Source organism: Bradyrhizobium yuanmingense (genome assembly GCF_025200905.1).
GTDB classification, from domain to species: domain Bacteria; phylum Pseudomonadota; class Alphaproteobacteria; order Rhizobiales; family Xanthobacteraceae; genus Bradyrhizobium; species Bradyrhizobium yuanmingense.
Map to the genome: position 1 here is coordinate 7665489 of NZ_CP104173.1, position 20479 is coordinate 7685967.

At 65.2% G+C, this 20479-nt stretch carries 22 protein-coding genes; 8 read left to right on the forward strand and 14 right to left on the reverse strand.

All coding sequences use genetic code 11. The annotated features are described in order from the left end of the window. Positions 1 to 277: 277 nt before the first annotated feature. Positions 278 to 1033, reverse strand: a complete 756-nt coding sequence (locus tag N2605_RS35540; RefSeq protein WP_260345326.1) for an SDR family NAD(P)-dependent oxidoreductase — start codon at positions 1031 to 1033, stop codon at positions 278 to 280. Between the two features lie 207 nt (positions 1034 to 1240). Here N2605_RS35540 and N2605_RS35545 point away from each other — a divergent pair, with 207 nt between their 5' ends. Continuing rightward, positions 1241 to 2134: an AraC family transcriptional regulator gene (locus tag N2605_RS35545; RefSeq protein WP_260345328.1), complete on the forward strand. Its 894-nt coding sequence runs from the start codon at positions 1241 to 1243 to the stop codon at positions 2132 to 2134. Positions 2135 to 2145: 11 nt separating this feature from the next. Continuing rightward, a complete protein-coding gene (locus tag N2605_RS35550; RefSeq protein WP_260345330.1) occupies positions 2146 to 2919 on the forward strand; it encodes an N-acyl homoserine lactonase family protein in 774 nt (257 codons plus the stop codon). 9 nt (positions 2920 to 2928) lie between these two features. Here N2605_RS35550 and N2605_RS35555 read toward each other — a convergent pair whose 3' ends face one another. The 4 genes from N2605_RS35555 to N2605_RS35570 all read right to left on the reverse strand — a co-directional run bounded on the left by N2605_RS35555 (position 2929) and on the right by N2605_RS35570 (position 5626). Continuing rightward, a complete protein-coding gene (locus N2605_RS35555) occupies positions 2929 to 3348 on the reverse strand; it encodes a hypothetical protein (protein WP_109145541.1) in 420 nt (139 codons plus the stop codon). A 237-nt stretch (positions 3349 to 3585) separates the two neighbouring features. Next, positions 3586 to 4371: a glycosyltransferase family 32 protein gene (locus N2605_RS35560; RefSeq protein ID WP_036040796.1), complete on the reverse strand. Its 786-nt coding sequence runs from the start codon at positions 4369 to 4371 to the stop codon at positions 3586 to 3588. 79 nt (positions 4372 to 4450) lie between these two features. Then, the gene (gene leuD, locus N2605_RS35565; RefSeq protein WP_057026583.1) at positions 4451 to 5056 is read right to left on the reverse strand and encodes a 3-isopropylmalate dehydratase small subunit; all 606 of its coding nucleotides are present in this window, start codon (positions 5054 to 5056) and stop codon (positions 4451 to 4453) included. Positions 5057 to 5227: 171 nt separating this feature from the next. Next, positions 5228 to 5626: a metallopeptidase family protein gene (locus N2605_RS35570; RefSeq protein WP_225186558.1), complete on the reverse strand. Its 399-nt coding sequence runs from the start codon at positions 5624 to 5626 to the stop codon at positions 5228 to 5230. A gap of 156 nt (positions 5627 to 5782) precedes the next feature. On the opposite strand from N2605_RS35570, the gene N2605_RS35575 reads away from it, so the two are divergent. Beyond that, on the forward strand, positions 5783 to 6058 hold the full coding sequence (locus N2605_RS35575; RefSeq protein WP_036008907.1) for a hypothetical protein: 276 nt from the start codon (positions 5783 to 5785) through the stop codon (positions 6056 to 6058). A 474-nt stretch (positions 6059 to 6532) separates the two neighbouring features. After that, positions 6533 to 7072: a hypothetical protein gene (locus N2605_RS35585; protein WP_260345336.1), complete on the forward strand. Its 540-nt coding sequence runs from the start codon at positions 6533 to 6535 to the stop codon at positions 7070 to 7072. 224 nt (positions 7073 to 7296) lie between these two features. Here N2605_RS35585 and leuC read toward each other — a convergent pair whose 3' ends face one another. The 6 genes from leuC to ffh all read right to left on the reverse strand — a co-directional run bounded on the left by leuC (position 7297) and on the right by ffh (position 13059). Further along, positions 7297 to 8703, reverse strand: a complete 1407-nt coding sequence (gene leuC, locus N2605_RS35590) for a 3-isopropylmalate dehydratase large subunit (protein ID WP_036024581.1) — start codon at positions 8701 to 8703, stop codon at positions 7297 to 7299. Positions 8704 to 9147: 444 nt separating this feature from the next. Beyond that, the gene (gene rplS, locus N2605_RS35595; protein WP_036008895.1) at positions 9148 to 9528 is read right to left on the reverse strand and encodes a 50S ribosomal protein L19; all 381 of its coding nucleotides are present in this window, start codon (positions 9526 to 9528) and stop codon (positions 9148 to 9150) included. 110 nt (positions 9529 to 9638) lie between these two features. Next, positions 9639 to 10394 carry a tRNA (guanosine(37)-N1)-methyltransferase TrmD gene (gene trmD, locus N2605_RS35600; protein WP_260345340.1) on the reverse strand — a complete coding sequence of 252 codons (756 nt, stop codon included), beginning with the start codon at positions 10392 to 10394 and terminating at the stop codon, positions 9639 to 9641. A gap of 117 nt (positions 10395 to 10511) precedes the next feature. Then, positions 10512 to 11066, reverse strand: a complete 555-nt coding sequence (gene rimM / locus N2605_RS35605; protein ID WP_260345342.1) for a ribosome maturation factor RimM — start codon at positions 11064 to 11066, stop codon at positions 10512 to 10514. 9 nt (positions 11067 to 11075) lie between these two features. Continuing rightward, positions 11076 to 11408, reverse strand: coding sequence for a 30S ribosomal protein S16 (gene rpsP / locus N2605_RS35610; protein ID WP_025032875.1), 333 nt, complete (start codon positions 11406 to 11408; stop codon positions 11076 to 11078). 100 nt (positions 11409 to 11508) lie between these two features. Beyond that, positions 11509 to 13059 carry a signal recognition particle protein gene (gene ffh, locus N2605_RS35615; RefSeq protein WP_225144073.1) on the reverse strand — a complete coding sequence of 517 codons (1551 nt, stop codon included), beginning with the start codon at positions 13057 to 13059 and terminating at the stop codon, positions 11509 to 11511. A gap of 453 nt (positions 13060 to 13512) precedes the next feature. On the opposite strand from ffh, the gene N2605_RS35620 reads away from it, so the two are divergent. Together N2605_RS35620 and N2605_RS35625 are read left to right on the forward strand one after the other, a co-directional pair. Continuing rightward, a complete protein-coding gene (locus N2605_RS35620) occupies positions 13513 to 14577 on the forward strand; it encodes an MBL fold metallo-hydrolase (protein WP_036024561.1) in 1065 nt (354 codons plus the stop codon). Positions 14578 to 14753: 176 nt separating this feature from the next. Then, positions 14754 to 15164 carry a hypothetical protein gene (locus N2605_RS35625; RefSeq protein WP_225113772.1) on the forward strand — a complete coding sequence of 137 codons (411 nt, stop codon included), beginning with the start codon at positions 14754 to 14756 and terminating at the stop codon, positions 15162 to 15164. Between the two features lie 89 nt (positions 15165 to 15253). On the opposite strand, the gene N2605_RS35630 is transcribed toward N2605_RS35625, so the two are convergent. Further along, the gene (locus N2605_RS35630) at positions 15254 to 15958 is read right to left on the reverse strand and encodes an SIMPL domain-containing protein (protein ID WP_036024562.1); all 705 of its coding nucleotides are present in this window, start codon (positions 15956 to 15958) and stop codon (positions 15254 to 15256) included. Positions 15959 to 15963: 5 nt separating this feature from the next. Beyond that, positions 15964 to 16722, reverse strand: coding sequence for a GyrI-like domain-containing protein (locus tag N2605_RS35635; protein ID WP_260345352.1), 759 nt, complete (start codon positions 16720 to 16722; stop codon positions 15964 to 15966). 245 nt (positions 16723 to 16967) lie between these two features. Between N2605_RS35635 and dapF the strand changes: the two genes are divergently transcribed. Together dapF and mtaB are read left to right on the forward strand one after the other, a co-directional pair. After that, positions 16968 to 17843 (forward strand): diaminopimelate epimerase, encoded by an 876-nt coding sequence (gene dapF, locus N2605_RS35640; protein ID WP_109141833.1) that lies wholly within the window; start codon positions 16968 to 16970, stop codon positions 17841 to 17843. Continuing rightward, the gene (mtaB, locus tag N2605_RS35645; protein WP_260345355.1) at positions 17843 to 19096 is read left to right on the forward strand and encodes a tRNA (N(6)-L-threonylcarbamoyladenosine(37)-C(2))-methylthiotransferase MtaB; all 1254 of its coding nucleotides are present in this window, start codon (positions 17843 to 17845) and stop codon (positions 19094 to 19096) included. The genes dapF and mtaB overlap by 1 nt, the downstream gene beginning before the upstream one ends. A gap of 167 nt (positions 19097 to 19263) precedes the next feature. Here mtaB and N2605_RS35650 read toward each other — a convergent pair whose 3' ends face one another. Beyond that, complete coding sequence (locus N2605_RS35650; RefSeq protein ID WP_036024572.1) at positions 19264 to 20373, reverse strand: DUF2336 domain-containing protein; 1110 nt, start codon at positions 20371 to 20373, stop codon at positions 19264 to 19266. Positions 20374 to 20479 lie beyond the last annotated feature (106 nt).

Genomic DNA, 20479 nt, shown 5'->3' on the forward strand with positions numbered 1-20479 from the left:
CAGAGCTAATAATCGAGATCAAGCACGGATATTTGCGGTGAGCTTTCCCCGCATCCTCGCCGCGCAAACAGTCATACTATTTACGCCCGTTGCCATCCGACGATGCGCACAAGCGAAAGCTCTGCTGTACGCTGCCATCAGCGGTCCGGCAGATGGTCGGGTCTTTCTCGGTGACGGTAGCGGTGACGAAATCGCGGATGCGATCGCGGTGATGCGGAAGGGCTGAGGGCTCGCACACTCCGTCGCCTCGCGACGGAGTGCGCCAATGCCGCCGCACTCAGATCGTCTGGCCGCCGGACACCTCGATGCGCTGGGCCGTAACCCAGCGATTCTCCGGACCGAGCAGGCTCGCGACCATCGGCCCGATGTCGTCGGGCACACCGACGCGGCCAAGCGCGGTCATTTGCGCGAACTGCCTGTTCAAATCCGGCATGTCGCGGACGGCGCCGCCGAGGAAGTCGGTCTCGATCGCGCCCGGCGCTACGACGTTGGCGGTGATGCCGCGTTCGCCGAATTCTTTTGCCATGTAGACGGTCAGAACCTCGATGGCGCCCTTGGCGGCGGCATAGGCCGAGAAGCCGGGGAAAGACACGCGCGTCAGCCCGCTCGAGAAGTTGACGATCCGGCCATTGTCGCCAAGCAGCGGCAGCAAGGCCTGCGTCAGAAAGAACGGCCCTTTGACATGGGTGTCGAAGAGCGCGTCGAACTGCTGCTCCGTCGTCTCGGCTATGGCGGCCATTTCGCCCTGGCCGGCATTGTTGACGAGATGATCGAACTTGTCGGCGTGCCAGTGCTCCGCCAGCGCCGACGCGACTTTTGCGGCGAACGCCGGAAAGGTCGATACGGAGGTGACGTCGAGCTGGAGCGCGACCGCTTTTCGGCCAAGCGCCTCGATCTCGGTGACGACCTCGCGGGCGGCGCCGGCGCCGCTGCGATAGGTCACGATGACGTCGCCGCCGTGGCGAGCGATCGCGATTGCGGTATTGCGGCCCAGGCCCCGGCTGGCGCCGGTGACGAGCGAAATGGTGGGCATTTGAGGCTCCCTCGTGAAGTTTCGGTGGGCCCTTTCTGCCTGTGATCGCGCATCCGATGTTGCCGGATCCTGTGATCATCTTGCCCAATCCTCCAGGAATGCGCCGGCCACAGACTGCCAGTCACAGACTTGCCTGGAATTCCCGTCTTCTTGCCTGATCGCCGGTCGGCAATTGCCCGCCTGCCTGGCTCGGCCTAGATTGGGCGCGTGACCGAAACATTGCTCCAGATTGCCAGCAATTACGCCGCCGCTCGTGCCGACGACAAAGGCGTTGCGTCCACGCCTTTCGCCGGCATCTCGATCATTCGTGAGACCGCGCCGAGCGCGCTCCAATTTGCGATCTCCAAGCCCCTGATCGCTTTGGTCCTGCAAGGGGCCAAGCGCGTTGCGGTCGGCGCCACGTCGTTCGACCTGGGTGCGGGCGATTCGCTGGTGATCTCGAGCGACGTGCCGACGGTCAGCCAGATCACGCGCGCCACAGCCGCGGTGCCCTATCTGTCGCTCGTCGTCGAGCTCGATCCCATCGTCATCGAGGGGCTGGTCGTCGAGATGGGGGCCGCGCCTTATGTTCCGTCGCAGCCGCTTCGGGTCGAGCCAGCGGAGCGGGATGTGAGCGATGCGGCGCTGCGGTTGTTGCGCCTGATCGATCGGCCCTCGTCCGCCTCGATCCTCCAGAGCCAAGTGCTGCGGGAGCTGCATTATTGGCTACTGGCCGGTCGGCACGGTGGTGCCATCAGGGCGCTCGGTATGGCCGACAGCCATGCGCAGCGGATCGGCCGTGCGGTTGCGATCATTCGCGCCGACTATGCCAAGCCTTTGCGTGTCGACCGGCTCGCCAAGGCCGCGGGGATGAGCCACTCGGCCTTTCACCTGCACTTTCGCAGCATCACCTCGCTGACCCCGCTTCAGTTCCAGAAGCAGCTGCGCCTGATCGAGGCGCGCCGCACCATGCTGGCCGATGGCGCGAGCATCGCGACCGCCTCTCATCGGGTCGGCTACGAAAGCGTTACGCAGTTCACGCGGGAATATTGCCGATTGTTCGGCATGCCGCCTGGGCGCGACATGCGCGAGGCGAAGCGGCGCGTCGAATCGGCGGCTTGAAGAGTTCTCACATGGCGACGATCGACAGGATCTACATCCTCGACGGAGGCATTGCTGAGGTCGAAGACGGTTCGATCTATTCTCCCGGCATCAATGTCGGCATTCCCATGACATTGAGCTGCAATGCCTATCTCATTCGTCACCGCGGCGAGTGGCTGATCTGGGATACGGGAATAGCGGATGAGCTGGCGAAGCATCCGGAAGGACGGATCATCGCACACGGCATACGCGGCATCGTGCGCCGGCCTCTCGCGGACCAATTGGATGAAATCGGGGTGCGGCCCCGCGATATCGGCACGATCCTCCTCTCTCACGCGCATTTCGATCATATCGGAAATGTCGACCTGTTCGAAAACGCAAGATGGATCGCTCAACGGGCCGAGTTCGAAGCCATGTTCGGACCTGACCCCGACCAGTTCGGCTACTCACTGCCGCACTACGAGGCGTTGCAGGAGCGGCCTTTCGAGATTGTCGATGGCGACCACGACCTATTTGGCGACGGCGCGGTGCGCATGATCTTCACGCCCGGCCATACTCCCGGGCATTGCTCGCTGCTGGTGAAGCTGCCGCGGCGCGGCGCCGTGCTGCTGAGCGGTGACGTCGCGCACAACCGGGAGAACCTCCGGCACATGCGCGTGCCGTCGTTCAATGCCGACCCGCAGGCGACGGTTGCGTCGATGGCCAAGGTGGTCGAGCTGCTACGCGTCGAGAACGCCGAAATCTGGATCAATCACGATACGGCGCAAAGCCAAGGAATGGCTTACGCGCCGAAATGGATCGAGTAGCGCAATGCCTCACCGCGGCACGAGGTCGGCACGCTCGAGCGTCTCCAGGGTCGAGGCGTTGGCGCAATAGCCGTGGTAATTCTCCGCGGCGGTGCCCTCAGTGAGATCGCGGTCGCACTGTCCCTTGTGATTGCAGAGCGAGCAGACCCGCTCGAGGTCGCGGAGCAGCAGCGGCTGCGCGCGGCCGAGCGCCTCAGTGCTGATGCCGAGCTGTTCGAGCATCTTCGGCAGCTCGTCGGCGGCGTGCCGGCCATGACGGACCAGCTCCTCCAGATCGTCCGGCGCGATCCTGAGATCATTGGCGATCCGGTCGAAATCGGCGCGGTCGAGCTGCCGCATTTCGTTGATCTCGCGGCGGTGCTTCACCCAGTTCGCGAAGGACTCGATGAGATCCTGGACGATGGGGTAGGGCCTGGTTGCGGTGCTCATGGAAAGCTCCATTCGGACGGTCGGAATTGGAGCGAGATAAGCACAATGATGCAGAAGCGCGTTGCGCTGGATCAAACAGGAAAGAGCGGGGTTGCCAACCTCTCCCGCTTGCGGGAGAGGTCGCGCCGAAGGCGCGGGTGAGGGCTCTTTCCTCTGGGGGATTGTCCCATTGCGGAGAGACCCTCTCCCCGACCCTCTCCCGCAAGCGGGAGAGGGAGCGCACCTCCTGCGCAGCAGCTACCTGAATCTCTCCGCCGCCCAGGCATACAGGCTGCCGGGAATCGGCTTCTCGCCGCCGCGTCCCTTCGGCGAGATGTGCAGGCCGATGATGGCGGGGTCGGTGACCAGGCCAAGATAGCTCGAGGGATCGAAGAACAGCTTTGGCTCGGCATGCACGGCGTAGAACGATTGCTTCGGCAATGCGTTCTGCAGCTCGCCGGCACGGCGCGCGAGCGCGGTGAGCGCCGCGGGCCCGTAGATCGCGACGCGAATATCGGCGAGCCGGTTCGAGCCGCCGCGCAGGCGGCGCATCATGAAGGTGATGCGATGGCGCACGGACAGCCAGTTCGGCGTCAGCTCCTCCTGCTCCATCAGCTCTTCGAAGGCGGCAACGATGCCGTGCGCGGGCGGCAGATAGAGCACGGAATTGCCGAGCTGGCGCGGCCGCTCCCAGGCGAAGTACGGTTTGGCCGGATCGATCTCGACCGGCCTCAACAGCAGCACGTCGGCATCCAGCCAGAGGCCGAGGCCCTTCGCCATCAGCTTCATGCGGAAGAAGTCGCTGAACTGCAGAATGGTCCAGTCGCGCCAGCTGCCGTCCGGCTGCGGCGGCCGCAGGCGTTCGGAGAACGCATGCGGCAGGATCGCCTCGGCCTCGGCATTCGCGACGCCGGCCGGCAATCCGGGAATAGTGTCGAAGCTGTAGACCGTGACCTTGTGGCCGGCAGCCAATTGCGAGCGCAGACAGGTCTGGCGCAGCGCGTCCATCGGGCCATGCCAGAAGGTGACGATCTCGGGCAGCATGGGCAAATCTATACGGGACAATCCAGGCAACGAAAAAGCCCCGGCGCTTGCGGCACCGGGGCTCAACAAAAACTTGCGATCAGGCCCAGGCGCGTTCGCGCTTGAGCTTGTCCTCGTAGGAATCGATCGAGGCCTTCTTCTCCATGGTGAGGCCGATGTCGTCGAGGCCGTTGATCAGGCAGTGCTTGCGGAACGGGTCGATCTCGAACTTGACCTTGCCGCCGTCGGGGCCGCGGATCTCCTGGTTCGGCAGGTCGATCGTCAGCGTCGCATTGGCGCCGCGCTCGGCGTCGTCGAACAGCTTGTCGAGGTCCTCTTGGGTGACGCGGATGGGCAGAATGCCGTTCTTGAAGCAATTGTTGTAGAAGATGTCGCCGAACGAGGTCGAGATCACGCAGCGGATGCCGAAGTCGAGCAGCGCCCAGGGCGCGTGCTCGCGGCTCGAGCCGCAGCCGAAATTGTCGCCGGCGACCAGCACCTTCGCGTTGCGATAGGCGGGCTGGTTGAGCACGAAATCCGGATTCTCGCTGCCGTCATCCTTGTAGCGCTGCTCGGAGAAGAGCCCCTTGCCAAGGCCGGTGCGCTTGATGGTCTTGAGGTACTGCTTCGGAATGATCATGTCGGTGTCGACATTGATGATCTTCAGCGGCGCCGCGACGCCTTCCAGCGTGGTGAACTTGTCCATGGTTGCGCTTTCCCGCACGTGGTTCAGGGAACCGGCTATTTATCGCGATCGGGCCGGAAATCCTAGGCCGAATTCGGCAGATCTAATCTGCCGTAGGGGGTTTGAAGCCGAACTGGCGCGGCATCGGAATTTCACCTCTCCCCGGTGGGGGAGAGGTGGACCGAGAGCGTCCTACTCCGCCTTAGCCTCAATCGCGGCCATATCGTCGTCCGACAGACCAAAATGGTGGCCGATCTCGTGGATCAGGACATGGCGGACGATGTGGCCGAGGCTTTCGTCGTGCTCGGCCCAATAATCCAGGATCGGGCGGCGGTAGAGCCAGACCATGTTGGGCAGCCGTGCCACGTCGCCAAAGCTCTGCTGGGGCAGGCCTACGCCCTGGAACAGGCCGAGCAGGTCGAACTCGCTCTCGCATTCCATCTCGTCCAGGACCTCCTCGGTCGGGAAGTCCTCGACGCGGACGATCACGCCCGCGCAAAGCTTGCGAAATTCCGCCGGCAGGCGCTCGAACACGTCGTGAGCCATCGCTTCCATTTCGGCCAGCGAAGGGGCTTTCAATTCCGTCCACATGAGCACCTCTTAGCGCGGGTTTCCCGCTGATGCATCTGGCTTTATAAGCGCGGCGAGGTTGACGGGCGCCGCCAAAACGGGGAGCGTGGGTCGTCAACGGGACGGTTCAGGGTGGGCGGAAAAATGCGAACGAAAACAGCGCTGACTCTACTGTGCATGGGGTTGTTTTCGCAGTTTTGCGTCGGCGCCGAGGCGCAGGCCGCCAGTTCCGAAATCCGGATGGCCCAACTGGTCTCGCCGGACGATGTCCCCCCGCCGCGCAAGCGGCCGCGCCTGCGCATCACGCCCTACTACAGCCCGGACGGCGTCTATCCCCGCTACAATCCCGGCCCCGACGCGGTCCGGGTCTGCAACGCCACCTATGTGCAGGAGTACCGGCCGAGCGGCACGGTGATCGTGCCGCGCGTGAGCTGCTACTGGCGTCGGGGCTGACTTCGCGGCGACCTCGTGAGGGTGTGATGGCGAGATGGATCGCATGGGCCTTTGCCGTCGCGCTGGCCACTGGGCTGCCTCGCGCGTCCGCCGCGCCAAGGGCGACCGTCCCGGAGGCATCGGCGGGAATCGCGGTTTTCGATGTGCGACGACACGCGCGAACCTATGACATCGCACGGCCTGCCATACGCCGCGATCCGCGCTACTACGCGCGGCCTGTCTACTATCGTCCCTATCCCTACGGCGTGCCGGCACCGTTTGTGTTCACCTACGGCCCCTTCTGGTAAGGCGCCGCTTTGGCGGCCGGCTTTGCGATCACGCGAGGCATGGGGTCGCAGCGCGGCGCCGCGCCTTGTTCATTCATGGCGCGTTCACATCGCTGTCCGCAACTTGATCCCGGGAGCGACCGCAATTGAACGGCAATGGCGCGGCGGAGACGTCGCAGCTCTGCCGTCCGGATTCAGGGAGGATTCCATGCTGAGGATGTTGGGCCGCCGGGTCGGCTCGGTGCGCTTGCTCGGGCTTGCGGCCGCCGCGACGCTGATGCTGTCGGCCGGCAGCGTGCGCCGCGCTGAGGCGCTCACCTTGATCAATCCGGCGACGTCGCCGATGACGAAGGCCGCGACCGACGATCTCGTCACGCAGGTTCGCCGTGGCGGGCACGGCGGACATGGCGGCGGGCATTTTCACGGCGGCGGTTTTCGCGGCGGCGGCGGGCATATCGGCCGCGGTTTCCACGGCGGTGGCTTCCGCGCCGCGCCGGCCTTTCACCACAGACATGTCGGCATCCATCGCCATGGCGGCTTTCGCCCCGGCGGATATGGCGGGGTCCACCGGCACTGGGGCCATCACCGCCCCCATTTCCGGCATCGTCACTTCTACCGGCCCTATTATGTCGGCGGCTACTATCCTTCCTACTCTTATCCGCGCCGCTGCCGGATCATCTGGACCTATTACGGCCCGCGCCGCGTCTGCCACTGGCCGCGGTGGCACTATCCGTACCGCTATTGGTGACGTGAGTGAATTGCTGGCTCTGCATTCGTCATGGCCGGGCATAGCCGTCCGAAGGACGGCGTCGCTTCCGCTCGCCTATGTCCCGGCCATCCACGTTCTTGGGGCTTGTGCAGAGAGTTCGTGGATGCCCGGGACGAGCCCGGGCATGACGGAGAGACTGGTTAGAGCCAATCCTTCAGCTTCCACGACGAAGCCTTCCACCGCATCAGATTGCAGGAACCAGCTTAGCGCCAGTCCCTGACGTCGACGAAGTGGCCCGCGATCGCCGCCGCTGCCGCCATCGCCGGCGACACCAGATGGGTGCGGCCCTTAAAACCCTGGCGGCCTTCGAAATTGCGGTTCGAGGTCGAGGCGCAGCGCTCTTCCGGCTTCAGCTTGTCCGGGTTCATGGCAAGGCACATCGAGCAGCCCGGCTCGCGCCATTCGAAGCCGGCCTTGATGAAGATCTTGTCGAGACCCTCGGCTTCGGCTTGCTCCTTCACGATGCCGGAGCCCGGCACGACCATGGCGTTGACGTTCGCCGACACGGTCTTGCCTTCGGCGATCTTCGCCGCGGCCCGCAGGTCCTCGATGCGGCCGTTGGTGCAGGAGCCGATGAAGACGCGGTCGAGCTTGATGTCGGTGATCTTGGTGCCCGCCGTCAGGCCCATATACTTCAGCGCGCGATGCTTGGAGATGCGCTTGGCCTCGTCGGCGATCTTATCAGGATCGGGCACGATACCGGTGACAGAAATCACGTCTTCAGGCGAGGTGCCCCAGGTCACGATCGGCGGCAGCTTTGCGGCATCGAGGCGCAGCTCGTGGTCGAAATGCGCGCCGTCATCGGAGCGCAACTTCTCCCAGTAGCGCATCGCCGCGTCCCAGGCCGCGCCCTTCGGAGCCTTCGGACGATCACGCAGGAAGTCGAACGCCTTCTGGTCGGGCGCGACCAGGCCAGCGCGCGCGCCGCCTTCGATCGACATGTTGCAGACCGTCATGCGGCCTTCCATCGAGAGCGCGCGGATCGCTTCGCCGGCATATTCCAGCACGTAGCCGGTGCCGCCGGCGGTGCCGATCTCGCCGATGATGGCCAGGATGATGTCCTTGCCCGTCACGCCATCCGGCAATTTGCCGTCGACGGTGACGCGCATGTTCTTGGCCTTCTTCTGGATCAGCGTCTGCGTCGCCAGCACGTGCTCGACCTCGCTGGTGCCGATGCCGTGCGCGAGCGCGCCGAACGCGCCATGCGTCGAGGTGTGGCTGTCACCGCAGACGATGGTGGTGCCGGGCAGCGTAAAGCCCTGCTCGGGGCCGATGACGTGGACGATGCCCTGGCGCTTGTCGAACTCGTTGTAATATTCGATGCCGAACTCCTTGGCGTTTTCGGCCAGCGCCTTGATCTGCTCGATGCTTTCAGGGTCGGGATTCGGCTTGGTGCGGTCGGTGGTCGGCACGTTGTGGTCGACGACGGCGAGCGTCTTCTCGGGCGCATGGACCTTGCGCCCCGTGGCGCGCAGGCCTTCGAACGCCTGCGGCGAGGTCACCTCGTGCACCAGATGGCGGTCGATGTAGAGCAGGCAGGTGCCGTCCTCGGCTTCGTGCACCAGATGGTCGTTCCAGATCTTGTCGTACAGGGTGGTCGGCTTGGACATGAGCTCGAGCTCCGGAGAATGTGTGTCAGCGATGAGCGCGGCAGACCGCGCGGGCAACAAAATCGTCAGCGCAGCTTTTAGGCTGCGCGGCTAAGCTCTGACGTTGCCGAGGTCGCGAAGCGTCCGAAGAACCGGCCAGGCAGCCGCGAGCGATCGTCGATGACGATGCGCTGGATGCGGGCGAAGCTGGTCAGATCTGGAAACATTCTAGAAGCTATATAGCACGCGGAAGCTAAAGCGCGAGAGTTTCAACTCGTCATTGCGAGCCACCGGGTCCGCGCGTAGCGCGGCCCGATGACAGGCTCCGTGAAGCAATCCAGAAATGCATCCGCGGAGACAGTCTGGATTACTCGTCGCAAGGGCTCCTCGCAATGACAGCAGAGCCAACAAAAAAGCGCGGAGCCGAGCCCCGCGCTTTCGAAAGACCTGCCTGGTGGCGAAAGCTTACTCGCCGACGGCAGCAGCGCGGTCCTGCTTCTCGACGATGCGGGCCGACTTGCCGCGAAGATTGCGGAGATAATAGAGCTTGGCGCGACGCACCTTGCCGCGGCGCACCACCTTGATCGAGTCGATCATCGGGGAGAGCAGCGGGAACACGCGCTCGACGCCCTCGCCATAGGAGATCTTGCGCACGGTGAAGCTCTCGTTGAGGCCACCGCCGGAACGGCCGATGCAGACGCCCTCATAGGCCTGCACGCGGGTGCGGTCGCCTTCGACGACCTTCACGTTGACGATCACGGTGTCGCCGGGGGCGAATTCCGGGATGTCCTTGCCGGCCGACAGCTTGTCGAATTGCTCCTGCTCGAGCTGCTTGATCAGGTTCATGGGTAAATCTCCATCGGCGCGCCCAGCCCTGGAAACGGGGGGCTGCGCAAAATTCGTCTATCCAGCCATTGCGGATTTGGCCGCTCCTATAAGGCAAGCCGGAGCGTTTGTCACCCGTCTGTCTTGGTTTTTGGCGTTTTTTGGCCGCTCCCCCGATTCGCGGCCTTTTCCCACAAATCCGGGCGCCGGGCGGCCGTCACGGCCTCGGATTTGGCCCGCCGCCAGGCGGCCACCTTGGCGTGGTCGCCGGAGGTGAGGACAGCAGGGATCGGAACCCCCTCGAACAGCTGCGGGCGGGTGTATTGGGGGTACTCCAGCAGGCCGTCCGAAAAGCTTTCCTCGGTTCCGGAGGCTTCCTTGCCCATCACCCCCGGCAGCAGCCGGACGCAGGCGTCGATCAGGGCTAAAGCTGCGATTTCGCCCCCGGACAGCACGTAATCGCCGATCGAGACCTCCTCCAGGCCGCGCGCGTCGATCACCCGCTGGTCGATCCCCTCGAACCGCCCGCAGACGATCAGGGGGCCGGGGCCTTCGGCGAGCTCGACCACCCGGGCCTGGGTCAATGGCCGACCCCGGGGGCTCATGAGCAGGCGGGGCCGCGCTTTTGACGGGTCTTGCCCGATTTCGGCGGCATCGATCGCCGCGGCCAGAACGTCCGCCCGCAGCACCATGCCCGGCCCGCCGCCGGCCGGGGTGTCGTCGACGCTGCGATGGCGGTCGGTCGCGGAGGCCCGGATGTCGCGAGCCTCGATCTGCCAGAGCCCGGACGCGAGCGCCCGGCCGGCGAGGCTCACGCCGAGCGGCCCCGGAAACATCTCCGGAAACAGCGTCAGCACCGTCGCGCGCCAGGGTGAGGGATTGGTCATTGCATCCTGATCTCATCGTCCCGGGGCGCGCGAAGCGCGAGCCCGGGACCCATAACCACCGCAGCCCGTTTTGCGATAGCTGGAGTGATCAGCTTAGCGAAAAATTCCGGCCTGTGGTTATGGGTCCCCGCGTTCCCGGGGATGACTCGCGGAGGGATCTTCGTCCCGATCGCCCTCGATCTCCTGCGGCAACGCGATCACGACGCGGCCGCCTTTGAGGTCGACTTCCGGCACCACCGCGTTGGAGAACGGCAGCAGCATCGTCGGGCCCTTGAGCGGCGCGATCTCGATGATGTCGCCGGCGCCGAAATTATGGATCGCGAGCACGCGGCCGAGCGCATCGCCATCAGTTGTGACGGCGGCGAGCCCGATCAGATCGGTGTGGTAATATTCGTCCTCGTCCGTCGCGGGCAGTTTTTCGCGCGCGACGTAGAGCTCGATGCCGTTGAGGCGCTCGGCCTCATCGCGGGTCACGACACCCTTGAATGTCGCGACCAGATGATCTTTGGCCTCGCGCACCTGCGCGATTTCGAACTGGCGCCTGCCGTCCTTGGTCGACAGCGGACCGTAGCGGCGGACGGCAAAGGGATCCTCGGTGAAGGTCCACAGCTTGACCGCACCGCGCACACCATGCGCGGCGCCGATCCGCGCGACGCAGACCAGCGCCGACATGATCCGGCCTTACGCCTTGGCGGCGGCTTCGGCCTGCGCCTTGCGCTCCTTGCGCGGCACGGCCTTCTCAGGGTTGTTGCGCGCTTCGCGCTTCTTGACGCCGGCGGCATCGAGGAAACGCGCGACGCGGTCCGACGGCTGCGCGCCCTTGGCGAGCCAGGCCTTCACCTTGTCCATGTCGAGCTTGAGGCGGGTCTCGTTGTCCTTCGGCAGCAGCGGATTGAAATGGCCGAGACGCTCGATGAAGCGGCCATCGCGCGGAAAGCGCGAATCGGCGACGACGACGTGATAGACGGGACGCTTCTTGGTGCCTGCACGGGCGAGGCGGATAACGACGGACATTCAGTTCTCCTTGAAAGTGTGGTTTGCAAAGTACGTTTTGTTCGGTTGATTGGTATTTCCGCGCCGCGCGAGATGCTGATGATCCCGTGCGCCGAATTCCTCATTTCTTCTTGCCGGGGAAACCGCCGAGGCCCGGCAGCGTCGGCTTGCCGCTCAGCCCGGTTAGTCCCGGAAGGTTCGGTAGGCCTTGGCGAAGACCGGGCGGCAGATCCTTCGGCAGATTCGGCAGGCCTTGTCCGCCGCCCGCGCCTTGCATCTTCTCCTGCAGCGCCTTCATCTCTTCGGGCGAGGGCATCTTCATGCCGCCGCCGAAGCCCATCGCCTGCGCGATGCCGGCGAGCGGGCCGCGCTTGCCCGAGCCCATGGCCTTCATCACGTCGGCCATGTTCCGGTGCATCTTCAGCAGCTTGTTGACGTGCTCGACGCTCTGGCCGCTGCCGGCCGCGATGCGCTTCTTGCGGCTGGCCTTCAAGAGGTCCGGATGACGCCGCTCATCGCGCGTCATGGAATCGATGATCGCGACCTGACGCTTCAGGATCTTGTCGTCGATGCCGGCGGCCGCGATCTGGTTCTTCATCTTGGAGATGCCGGGCATCATGCCCATCAGCCCGCTGATGCCGCCCATGTTGGCCATCTGCAGCAGCTGCTCGCGCATGTCGTTGAGGTCGAACTGACCCTTGCGCATGCGCTCGGCGGTGCGTGCGGCCTTCTCGGCGTCGATATTGGCGGCGGCGCGCTCCACCAGCGACACCACGTCGCCCATGCCGAGGATGCGGCCGGCGATACGATCCGGGTGGAAGTCTTCCAGCGCGTCGGTCTTCTCGCCGGTGCCGATCAGCTTGATCGGCTTGCCGGTGACGGCGCGCATCGACAGCGCGGCGCCGCCGCGGCCGTCGCCGTCAACGCGTGTGAGCACGATGCCGGTGAGGCCGACGCGCTGATCGAACGAGCGCGCGAGGTTCACGGCGTCCTGGCCGGTGAGCGAGTCCGCAACCAGCAGCACTTCATGCGGATTGGCCGCGGCTTTGATCGCGGCCGCCTCCGCCATCATCTCTTCGTCCAGCGTGGTGCGGCCGGCGGTGTCGAGCAGCACGATGTCGTAACCGCCGAGCTTGCCGGCTTCCAGCGCGCGTTTCGCAATTTGCGGCGGCTGCTGGCCGGCAACGATTGGCAAAGTGGGAATGTCGAGGTCGCGGCCGAGCACGGCCAGCTGCTCCATCGCCGCCGGACGGTAGACGTCGAGCGAGGCCATCAAGACCTTGCGCTTGTCGCGCTGGACCAGGCGGCGGGCGAGCTTGGCGGTGGTGGTGGTCTTACCGGAGCCCTGCAGGCCGACCATCATGATCGGCACCGGCGGCACGGAATTGACGTCGATGGTCTGGCCTTCGGCGCCCAGCGTGTTGACCAGCTCGTCATGGACGATCTTCACCACCATCTGGCCGGGAGTGACCGACTTGACGACTGTGGCGCCGATCGCCTGTTCGCGCACGCGCTCGGTGAAGCTGCGCACGACTTCCAGCGCGACGTCGGCCTCCAGCAGCGCGCGGCGCACCTCGCGCATCGCGGCGTCGACGTCCTTTTCGGTCAGCGCACCGCGCCCCGTCAGACGATCGAGAATGCCACCAAGCCGTTCCGACAGATTGTCGAACAATGCCGTTGTCCTGTTGCTGTCTTCCCGATGGGAAGAGCGCTCCGTAACTCACCGCTGTCATGCCCCGCGAAGGCGGGGCATCCAGTACGCCGCAGCACCTCAGTTCAAGCCGAGCCGCCTCTGGGATACTGGATCGCCCGATCAAGTCGGGCGATGACACCTTCCTGGATAAGCATCTTCCAAACACCTTTGCGCCCGAGGGCGCACAGCGCTGTCGGGCGTTGACCTCCGGCCTCGAGGCCGGTCGGCGGGTCGAAAAGAAAGCCTTTCCGAGAAAGTGGCCGGGTTAAACGCCGCTCCCGCCCAAAAGTCAAGGAAACTTAGGGTGTCGGCCCGCCCTTGGTAAGCCAAGGTTTTGAAAACGTGATCCTTTTGTCGCAGGTTCCTTTTCCGCCAGCCCCGCCCATATAGGCGGTGATGTCTTACCCCTCCAACCATCCCTAGAAGCCCGCCGTGCCGATCACCCGCCGCCGCCTTTTCGGACTATTCGCCGGAACCGGTGCGCTGGTCGGCGTCCCCTCCCTCTGGATGTCCAGCATGAAAACCTATGACGGCCCCGCCTCCGATCATTTCGACGGCCTGACCTTCTTCGATCCGGACGGGGCGCCGCCGAAATCGCTGCGCGAGGTGCTGCGCTGGCAGCTCGGCGGCAAGCGGCAGCGGGCGACTTGGCCGGATTGGGCGCCCAGTCCCCATGCCGACACCCCGCCGGCGCGCGTTGACGGCGACAAGGTGCGGCTCTCCTTCGTCGGTCATGCCAGCTGGCTGATCCAGGCCGGCGGCCTCAACATCCTGGTCGATCCGGTCTGGTCGGAGCGGGTCTCGCCGGTCGCCTTCGCCGGGCCGAAGCGGCACAACGACCCCGGCATCGCCTTCGAGAAGCTGCCGAAGATCGACGTCGTGCTGGTCTCGCACGGCCATTACGACCATCTCGACATCGCGACGCTGTCGCGGCTCACCAAGAATTTCGCCCCGCGCGTCGTCACCCCGCTCGGCAACGACGTCACCATGCGCAGCTGGGATTCCACGATCAAGGTGGAAGCGTTCGACTGGCACGACCGCGTCGAGCTCGGCGAAGGCGTCGCGGTGCATCTGGTGCCGACAAGGCACTGGACCGCGCGCGGCCTGTTCGACCGCAACAAGGCGCTGTGGGCGAGCTTTGTCCTGGAGACGCCGGCCGGGAAGATCTACGTGGTCTGCGATTCCGGCTACGGCGATGGCCGCCATTTCCGCCGCGTCGCCGAGAAGCACGGCAAGCTGCGCCTGGCGATCCTCCCGATCGGCGCCTACGAGCCGCGCTGGTTCATGCGCGACCAGCACATGAACCCGGAAGATGCGGTGAAGGCGCTGGCCGATTGCGGCGCGGAAGCCGCGCTCGGGCATCACCACGGCACGTTCCAGCTGACCGACGAAGCGATCGACGCGCCGGCGACAGCGCTGGTCGAGGCGCTGGATGCCGCGAAGATTCCGCAGGAAAGATTCGTGGCGATGCTGCCGGGGCAGGTGGTGGAGATTTAGGTGGTGTATCCATAAACCCGGCGGCTTGATGCGACGAAAGCAATGTCCGCTTTGCTCCCATTGCGGCAGGTGCGTGCGGTTCTGCGCCGTTGAACCAGAAAGCCCATGACGCAACAAAGCACCATGGATTTCTTTTGGTCGGAAGACCTTTATTAATCGATGGATGGAGCCGGCCTGTGGGATTTTTGCTGAGAATTGTGCTTGCAACCGCTCTCGTGAACCTTGCTCCGGCCGCCGCCCAGGCGAGGAACGCCGTCGCTTCTCCTGCCTTGCAGAAGGAATTCGATGGCTTCATCGAGAAGTTTCGCGCGGCGCTGAAGGCAAACGATTCCGCCGCCGTCGCCGGTATGACACGGTTGCCGTTCATGAACGACAACGCAATTCGCGACGCCGCGCAATTTGGCGCCAAGACCTATCGGACCTCGTTCACGGCGAAAAATCGCGCGTGTATCCAGCGCGGCAAGGCCGTCTACGATCGCGATGACTATAAGAACGACAGTTACTTCGTCTTTTGCGGCGAGCTCATCTTCGTCTTTACCAAGACGCCGACGGGGTTTCTTTTTACTGATATCAGCGTGAATGATTGATCGGGCAACAATGCCATCCCCTGCCGCCGGACGTATGATCGGGTCGCCGGCCCATTGGTGTTGCGGCGATGCGCCTCTTACGAAAGCGGCTACTGCCCCGGCTTGATCGCCCAGCTCACATTCACCGTCACCGTCAGCGTCTCTTCGCCCGGCGCAACTGCGGCCTGCGGGGCTGCGGCCATCCGTTCGGCCATGCGGCCCTTGAACAGCGGCACCGGGCCGCCGCCCTCGGTGACGCTGAGCGGCGCGCCCAGCGTCACACCAGCAGCCTTCGCGTAAATCTCCGCCTTGCGCCGCGCGTCGGCCACCGCCTGCTCGCGCGCATCATCCAGCAGCTTCGAGGCCTGCGTCACCTCGAACGAGATGTTGCCGATGTCGTTGGCGCCGGCGCTGACGAGCGTGTCGATGATGCCGGCCACCTTGGTCACGTCGCGGATCTTGACGGTGACGCGGTTGCTGGCGCGGAAGCCGACGACCGGGGATGCGCCGGTGGATTTGTTCTGGCCGTATTGCGGCTGCAGCGACAGCCGCGAGGTCTGGTAATCCTTCTCGGCGATTCCTGCGCCCTTCAGCGCCAGCAGCACCTTGCCCATCGCGGCGTTGTTGGCATCGGAGGCCTCTTTCGCTGTCTTGGCGTCGTTGGCGACGCCGGCATCGATTTGCGCGAGATCGGGCGCCGCGGATACGGAGGCTTCGCCGCTCACCGAGATCGCGGAGGGAAAATCCTCGGCGCGCGCGGGCGCGGCGAGCAGCGTGGTGGCGAGGACGGCGGCAAGTAGGGCAGGCTTTTTCATCAGTCTCACTTCAGTGGCACGAAAACATTGATCACGAGCTTGTCCTCGGACGTCTTCAGGGGATCGGTGAGGTACTCCTCGATGAAGGTGTCCTTGGCTTCCAGCCTCTTGTCGTCGAGGTGATTGGTGATCGCCTCATACGTATTGTCCATGTTGTCGTAGGAGCCGCGATGGACGAATTTCAGCGCCTTGCCTTCAGGTGACTTGCCGATGCTCATGTCCTTGGACAGGTTCTTCGGGTCCTGATCGACCGGGATCTCGGCAAGGAAGGTGAAGCCGGTATCGTCCGTCGAGGTGTAGACGATCATCGAATTGCCCGATGGCTTGATGCCCTGCTTGTCGAGCAGCGTGTTCAGCGCCTTGAAGGCGTCGATCAGCGTGTCGAAGGCGGAGTCCCAATTGGCGGTGCCCTTGACCATCACGACCTTCTTCGGCTCGAGCGTGGTCTCGAGGCCAAAGGGATCGGCGGTCTGAACCGGGGCGGGGGTCGCGGCGGCGGCCGGGGGCGGGCTGGGCGAGGCGCTGGCGGCGGGCGCTGGCGATGCTGCAGGAGCGGGTGAGGCGCTCGCCGCAGGCGAGGGGGTGGCAGCGGGGGCGGGCGAGGCACTTGCAGCCGGGGCGGGCGAAGCCGTCGGGGCCGGCGAGGGACTTGCCGATGCGGCCGGCGCCGGGCTCGCGGTCTGCGCCAGAGCGCCTGACAGCCCATGCGACAAGGCCGCAGCCGGGATCAGCGCGGCCAAAGCGAGGCGACGAAAAGTGTTCATTTTATTCTCCCCGAGGCCCGCTTCGTCGGGGCCTCAATTCATCAAGGCCTTACCCACCAAGGCCTTAACCCGTCCGCGCGTCCCGGTTCGCGCGAACCGCGCCGTTCTAACACGCGAGCGCCGAATTCGTCCCATGACAGATGCGTCATGGCAGGCACCTTGCCCGATGTCCCGACCCGGGTGGCAAATCACTGGCCAAGCGGCCGAGGATCGCCATATAAGGCAGGCGAAATTCGGGAATTTTCATGAGCGCGCTGGCCAACCACGCATTTGCCAAGATGAACGGCATCGGCAACGAGATCGTCGTTGTCGACTTGCGCGATTCGGCGGCCAAGGTCACGCCGGACGATGCCCGCGCCGTCGCGTCCGCGAACGGCGGCGTGGCTTACGACCAGCTCATGGTGCTGCAGAGGCCGCGGCTCGACGGCACCGAGGCCTTCATCAGCATCTACAACAACGATGGCTCGGAGGCCGGTGCCTGCGGCAACGGCATGCGCTGCGTCGTGCGCCGCATCTTCGAGAAGACCGGGCAGACCACCGCGACCTTCGAGACGGCCGCCGGCCTGCTCAATGCCTGGCAGGGTCCGGCGCCCGACCTCTACACAGTGGATATGGGCGCGCCGAAATTCGGCTGGCAGGACATTCCGCTGGCGGAAGAGTTTCGCGACACCCGCTACATCGAATTGCAGATCGGGCCGATCGACAATCCCATTCTGCATTCGCCCTCAGTGGTGAGCATGGGCAATCCGCACGCGGTGTTCTGGGTCGACGACGTCAACGCCTACGATCTCGGCCGCTTCGGTCCGCTCTTGGAAAACCATCCGATCTTTCCCGAGCGCGCCAACATCACGCTGGCCCATATCGTCGATCGCGAGCACATCACGATCCGCACCTGGGAGCGCGGTGCCGGCCTGACCAAGGCGTGCGGGTCGGCGGCCTGCGCCACGGCGGTCGCCGCCGCGCGGCTGAAGCGCGCCGAGCGCAAGGTCGAGATCACATTGCCCGGCGGCAAGCTCGGCATCGAATGGCGCGAGCGCGACGACCACGTGCTGATGACGGGCACCGCGACCTTCGAATATGAGGGCAGCTTCGATCCGGCGCTGTTCGCGCCGGTCGCCTGATGGCCGTCGACATCGTCACCTTCGGCTGCCGCCTCAACGCCTTCGAGGCCGAGGTGATCCGCAGCAAGGCGGAAGTCGCAGGGCTTTCCGACACCATCGTCATCAACAGCTGCGCCGTCACCAACGAGGCGGTGGCGCAGGCGCGCCAGTCGATCCGCAAGTTGAAGCGCGAGCGCCCCGAGGCGCGCATCGTCGTCACCGGCTGCGCGGCGCAGACGCAGGCTGCGATGTTTGCGGGCATGGCCGAGGTCGATCGCGTCGTCGGCAATGACGACAAGATGCGCGGCGAAGCGTGGCGGGAGACGCGCCACGCTTTCGATCTTGGCGCCAGCGAGAAGATCGCCGTCAGCGACATCATGGCGGTGAAGGAGATGGCGCCGCACCTCGTCGATGGCTATGCGAGCGGCCTGCCGCGCGTCTTCGTGCAGGTGCAGAACGGCTGCGATCATCGCTGCACCTTCTGCATCATCCCGTTCGGCCGCGGCAATTCGCGCTCGGTGCCGATGGGGGCGGCGGTCGAGCAGGTGCGCGCCCTGGTCGAACGCGGCCATGCCGAGATCGTGCTGACCGGCGTCGATCTCACCAGCTATGGTGCGGACCTGCCCGGCGCGCCCAAGCTCGGCCTGCTGACCAAGCAGATCCTGCGCCATGTGCCCGAGCTCAAGCGCCTGCGCATCTCCTCGATCGATTCGATCGAGGCCGATGACGACCTGCTCGATGCCATCGCCGACGATTCGCGCCTGATGCCGCATCTGCATCTGTCGCTGCAGTCGGGCGACGACATGATCCTGAAGCGCATGAAGCGGCGGCATTCGCGGCAGGATGCGATTGGCTTCTGCGAGCAGGTGCGCCGCCTGCGCTCCGATGTCGTCTTCGGCGCCGACATCATCGCGGGCTTCCCGACCGAGACCGAGGACATGTTCTCGCGCTCGCTCGATCTCGTCGAGCAATGCGGCCTGACCTTCCTGCACGTCTTCCCTTATTCGCCGCGGCCCGGCACGCCCGCCGCGCGGATGCCGCAGGTGGCGGGGCCGGTCATTAAAGAGCGTGCGAAGCGGCTGCGCGCGGTAGGAGAGGCGGCGCTGCAGCAACGGCTGCAAGCCGAGATCGGCGCCATGCGCGATGTGCTGATCGAGAGCGAGGGGCAGGGCCGCACGGAGCATTATCTGCCGGTGGCGATTGCGGGCGAGCGGGTGGGAAGCATCGTGCGGCTGAAGATTGCTGGCATTGATGGTGAGCGGCTCACGACGTAAGCAGCTGCTCTCTTCCTTCTCCCCTTGTGGGAGAAGGTGGCGCGAAGCGCCGGATGAGGGGTTGTATCCGCGCAATCGCATTGAGAGGTCATGCGCGGAGAGAGGCCCCTCACCCGTCTCGCCGCTCTCACGGCGAGCCACCCTCTCCCGCAAGGGGAGAGGGAAAACTACGACGCCCTGACCTGCCAGAATCGCAGCGTGCGCTTGGCGTTCTCCGCCGTCATTCTCGCAAAATGCCCCTGTGTCCTCGCGATGTCCGCGGGCGTCATCGCGCCTGTCGCGAAACGGCATTCGAGCACGGCCATGGTGGTCTCCCAGCTGAGCTGTGCGGCCTTGCACGGCACCAGCAGGCCGTCCTCGCGCAGACTCTGCATCAGCGGTCGGATCACCTCGACCGTCGATCCCGACAACGCCGCCAGCGCCGCCACCGTCTCCTCATAGCGCCGCTGTGTGGCGAAGCCGAGCAACGTCGCCTCGTCGAGCTGGCCGGTGGCCTTGAGGCCGGCGATGGCGCGCTTGGCACCTTCGAAATCGCGCGCCGCCGACATTTCGCGTTCGGCGCCGATGGCGACGGCGGCGATCGCGCTCTGGATCTCCTCGAACAGATGCGGCGGGGCGCGCGACAACAGGCGGGTGCGCACGGCGTCCGTCGCCGAGCGCAGCAATTGGCGGCGCAGCTCCGAGGGCAAGTCGACGCGGACGCCGACACTGACTGCGAGCTCCGGGTCGCTTTCGGCCTGGCCGACGATGATGGCGAACCCTTTTCCGGAGACGCGCGCGCCGGGATTGGCCGCAAGCCGCCGGCTGACGCTGGGGTAGCGGCGCGCCAGCAGCGCGTCGGTGACGATCTCCTTCAGCCACCAGCGGCCGGCGACCGCGAGCAGATGCGGCTCGCCCTTAGCTGATGCGATCTTCACCAGCTCGCCGTCGTCGAGGCGCGCGGATTCCTGCAGCACGGGGCCGGCGATGCGGATCTCGTCATTATTGGCGAGGCGGCGGATCACCGACGGCGGCGCCTGCGCGATCGGCGCCAGCTGCGCGCTGATCTCGGCCAGCGCCACGCGCGCTGCCACATCGGCGATGGCGCGCAGCTCGATGGTGCCGATCAGGCGCTCGAGCACGTCGTCGAACAGCGCGATCTGCTCGTCGTCGAAATTGCCGGCGGAGGAGAGGAACAGCTCGGTGACGCGCCGGGCCGTCGCCAGGCCCTTTTCCGGCGAGCCGATCCGCAGTGCGGATTCGACCTCGTCGATGATCGATAGCCCGGAATTGGTCATCGCGCGCGGCTCGTCCTGAGCGGTTACGGAAGCTTGTTCTAAGCAACCGTTATCATTAGAGGCGAGCGCTGAAGGTTTCGTAAACCATGGCACGGTAGCCGAGCAC

Coding starts and splice junctions, on each gene's coding strand:
- N2605_RS35650 (WP_036024572.1), bottom strand. CDS start 20,373: ATGACCAATTCCGGGCTATCGATCATCGACGAGGTCGAATCCGCACTG.
- N2605_RS35555 (WP_109145541.1), bottom strand. CDS start 3,348: ATGAGCACCGCAACCAGGCCCTACCCCATCGTCCAGGATCTCATCGAG.
- N2605_RS35575 (WP_036008907.1), top strand. CDS start 5,783: ATGGGGTTGTTTTCGCAGTTTTGCGTCGGCGCCGAGGCGCAGGCCGCC.
- N2605_RS35550 (WP_260345330.1), top strand. CDS start 2,146: ATGGCGACGATCGACAGGATCTACATCCTCGACGGAGGCATTGCTGAG.
- rimM (WP_260345342.1), bottom strand. CDS start 11,066: ATGTCGGCGCTGGTCTGCGTCGCGCGGATCGGCGCCGCGCATGGTGTG.
- N2605_RS35570 (WP_225186558.1), bottom strand. CDS start 5,626: ATGTGGACGGAATTGAAAGCCCCTTCGCTGGCCGAAATGGAAGCGATG.
- rpsP (WP_025032875.1), bottom strand. CDS start 11,408: ATGTCCGTCGTTATCCGCCTCGCCCGTGCAGGCACCAAGAAGCGTCCC.
- mtaB (WP_260345355.1), top strand. CDS start 17,843: ATGGCCGTCGACATCGTCACCTTCGGCTGCCGCCTCAACGCCTTCGAG.
- N2605_RS35585 (WP_260345336.1), top strand. CDS start 6,533: ATGCTGAGGATGTTGGGCCGCCGGGTCGGCTCGGTGCGCTTGCTCGGG.
- rplS (WP_036008895.1), bottom strand. CDS start 9,528: ATGAACCTGATCAAGCAGCTCGAGCAGGAGCAATTCGACAAGCTGTCG.
- dapF (WP_109141833.1), top strand. CDS start 16,968: ATGAGCGCGCTGGCCAACCACGCATTTGCCAAGATGAACGGCATCGGC.
- leuD (WP_057026583.1), bottom strand. CDS start 5,056: ATGGACAAGTTCACCACGCTGGAAGGCGTCGCGGCGCCGCTGAAGATC.
- N2605_RS35560 (WP_036040796.1), bottom strand. CDS start 4,371: ATGCTGCCCGAGATCGTCACCTTCTGGCATGGCCCGATGGACGCGCTG.
- N2605_RS35540 (WP_260345326.1), bottom strand. CDS start 1,033: ATGCCCACCATTTCGCTCGTCACCGGCGCCAGCCGGGGCCTGGGCCGC.
- N2605_RS35630 (WP_036024562.1), bottom strand. CDS start 15,958: ATGAAAAAGCCTGCCCTACTTGCCGCCGTCCTCGCCACCACGCTGCTC.
- trmD (WP_260345340.1), bottom strand. CDS start 10,394: ATGACCAATCCCTCACCCTGGCGCGCGACGGTGCTGACGCTGTTTCCG.
- leuC (WP_036024581.1), bottom strand. CDS start 8,703: ATGTCCAAGCCGACCACCCTGTACGACAAGATCTGGAACGACCATCTG.
- N2605_RS35635 (WP_260345352.1), bottom strand. CDS start 16,722: ATGAACACTTTTCGTCGCCTCGCTTTGGCCGCGCTGATCCCGGCTGCG.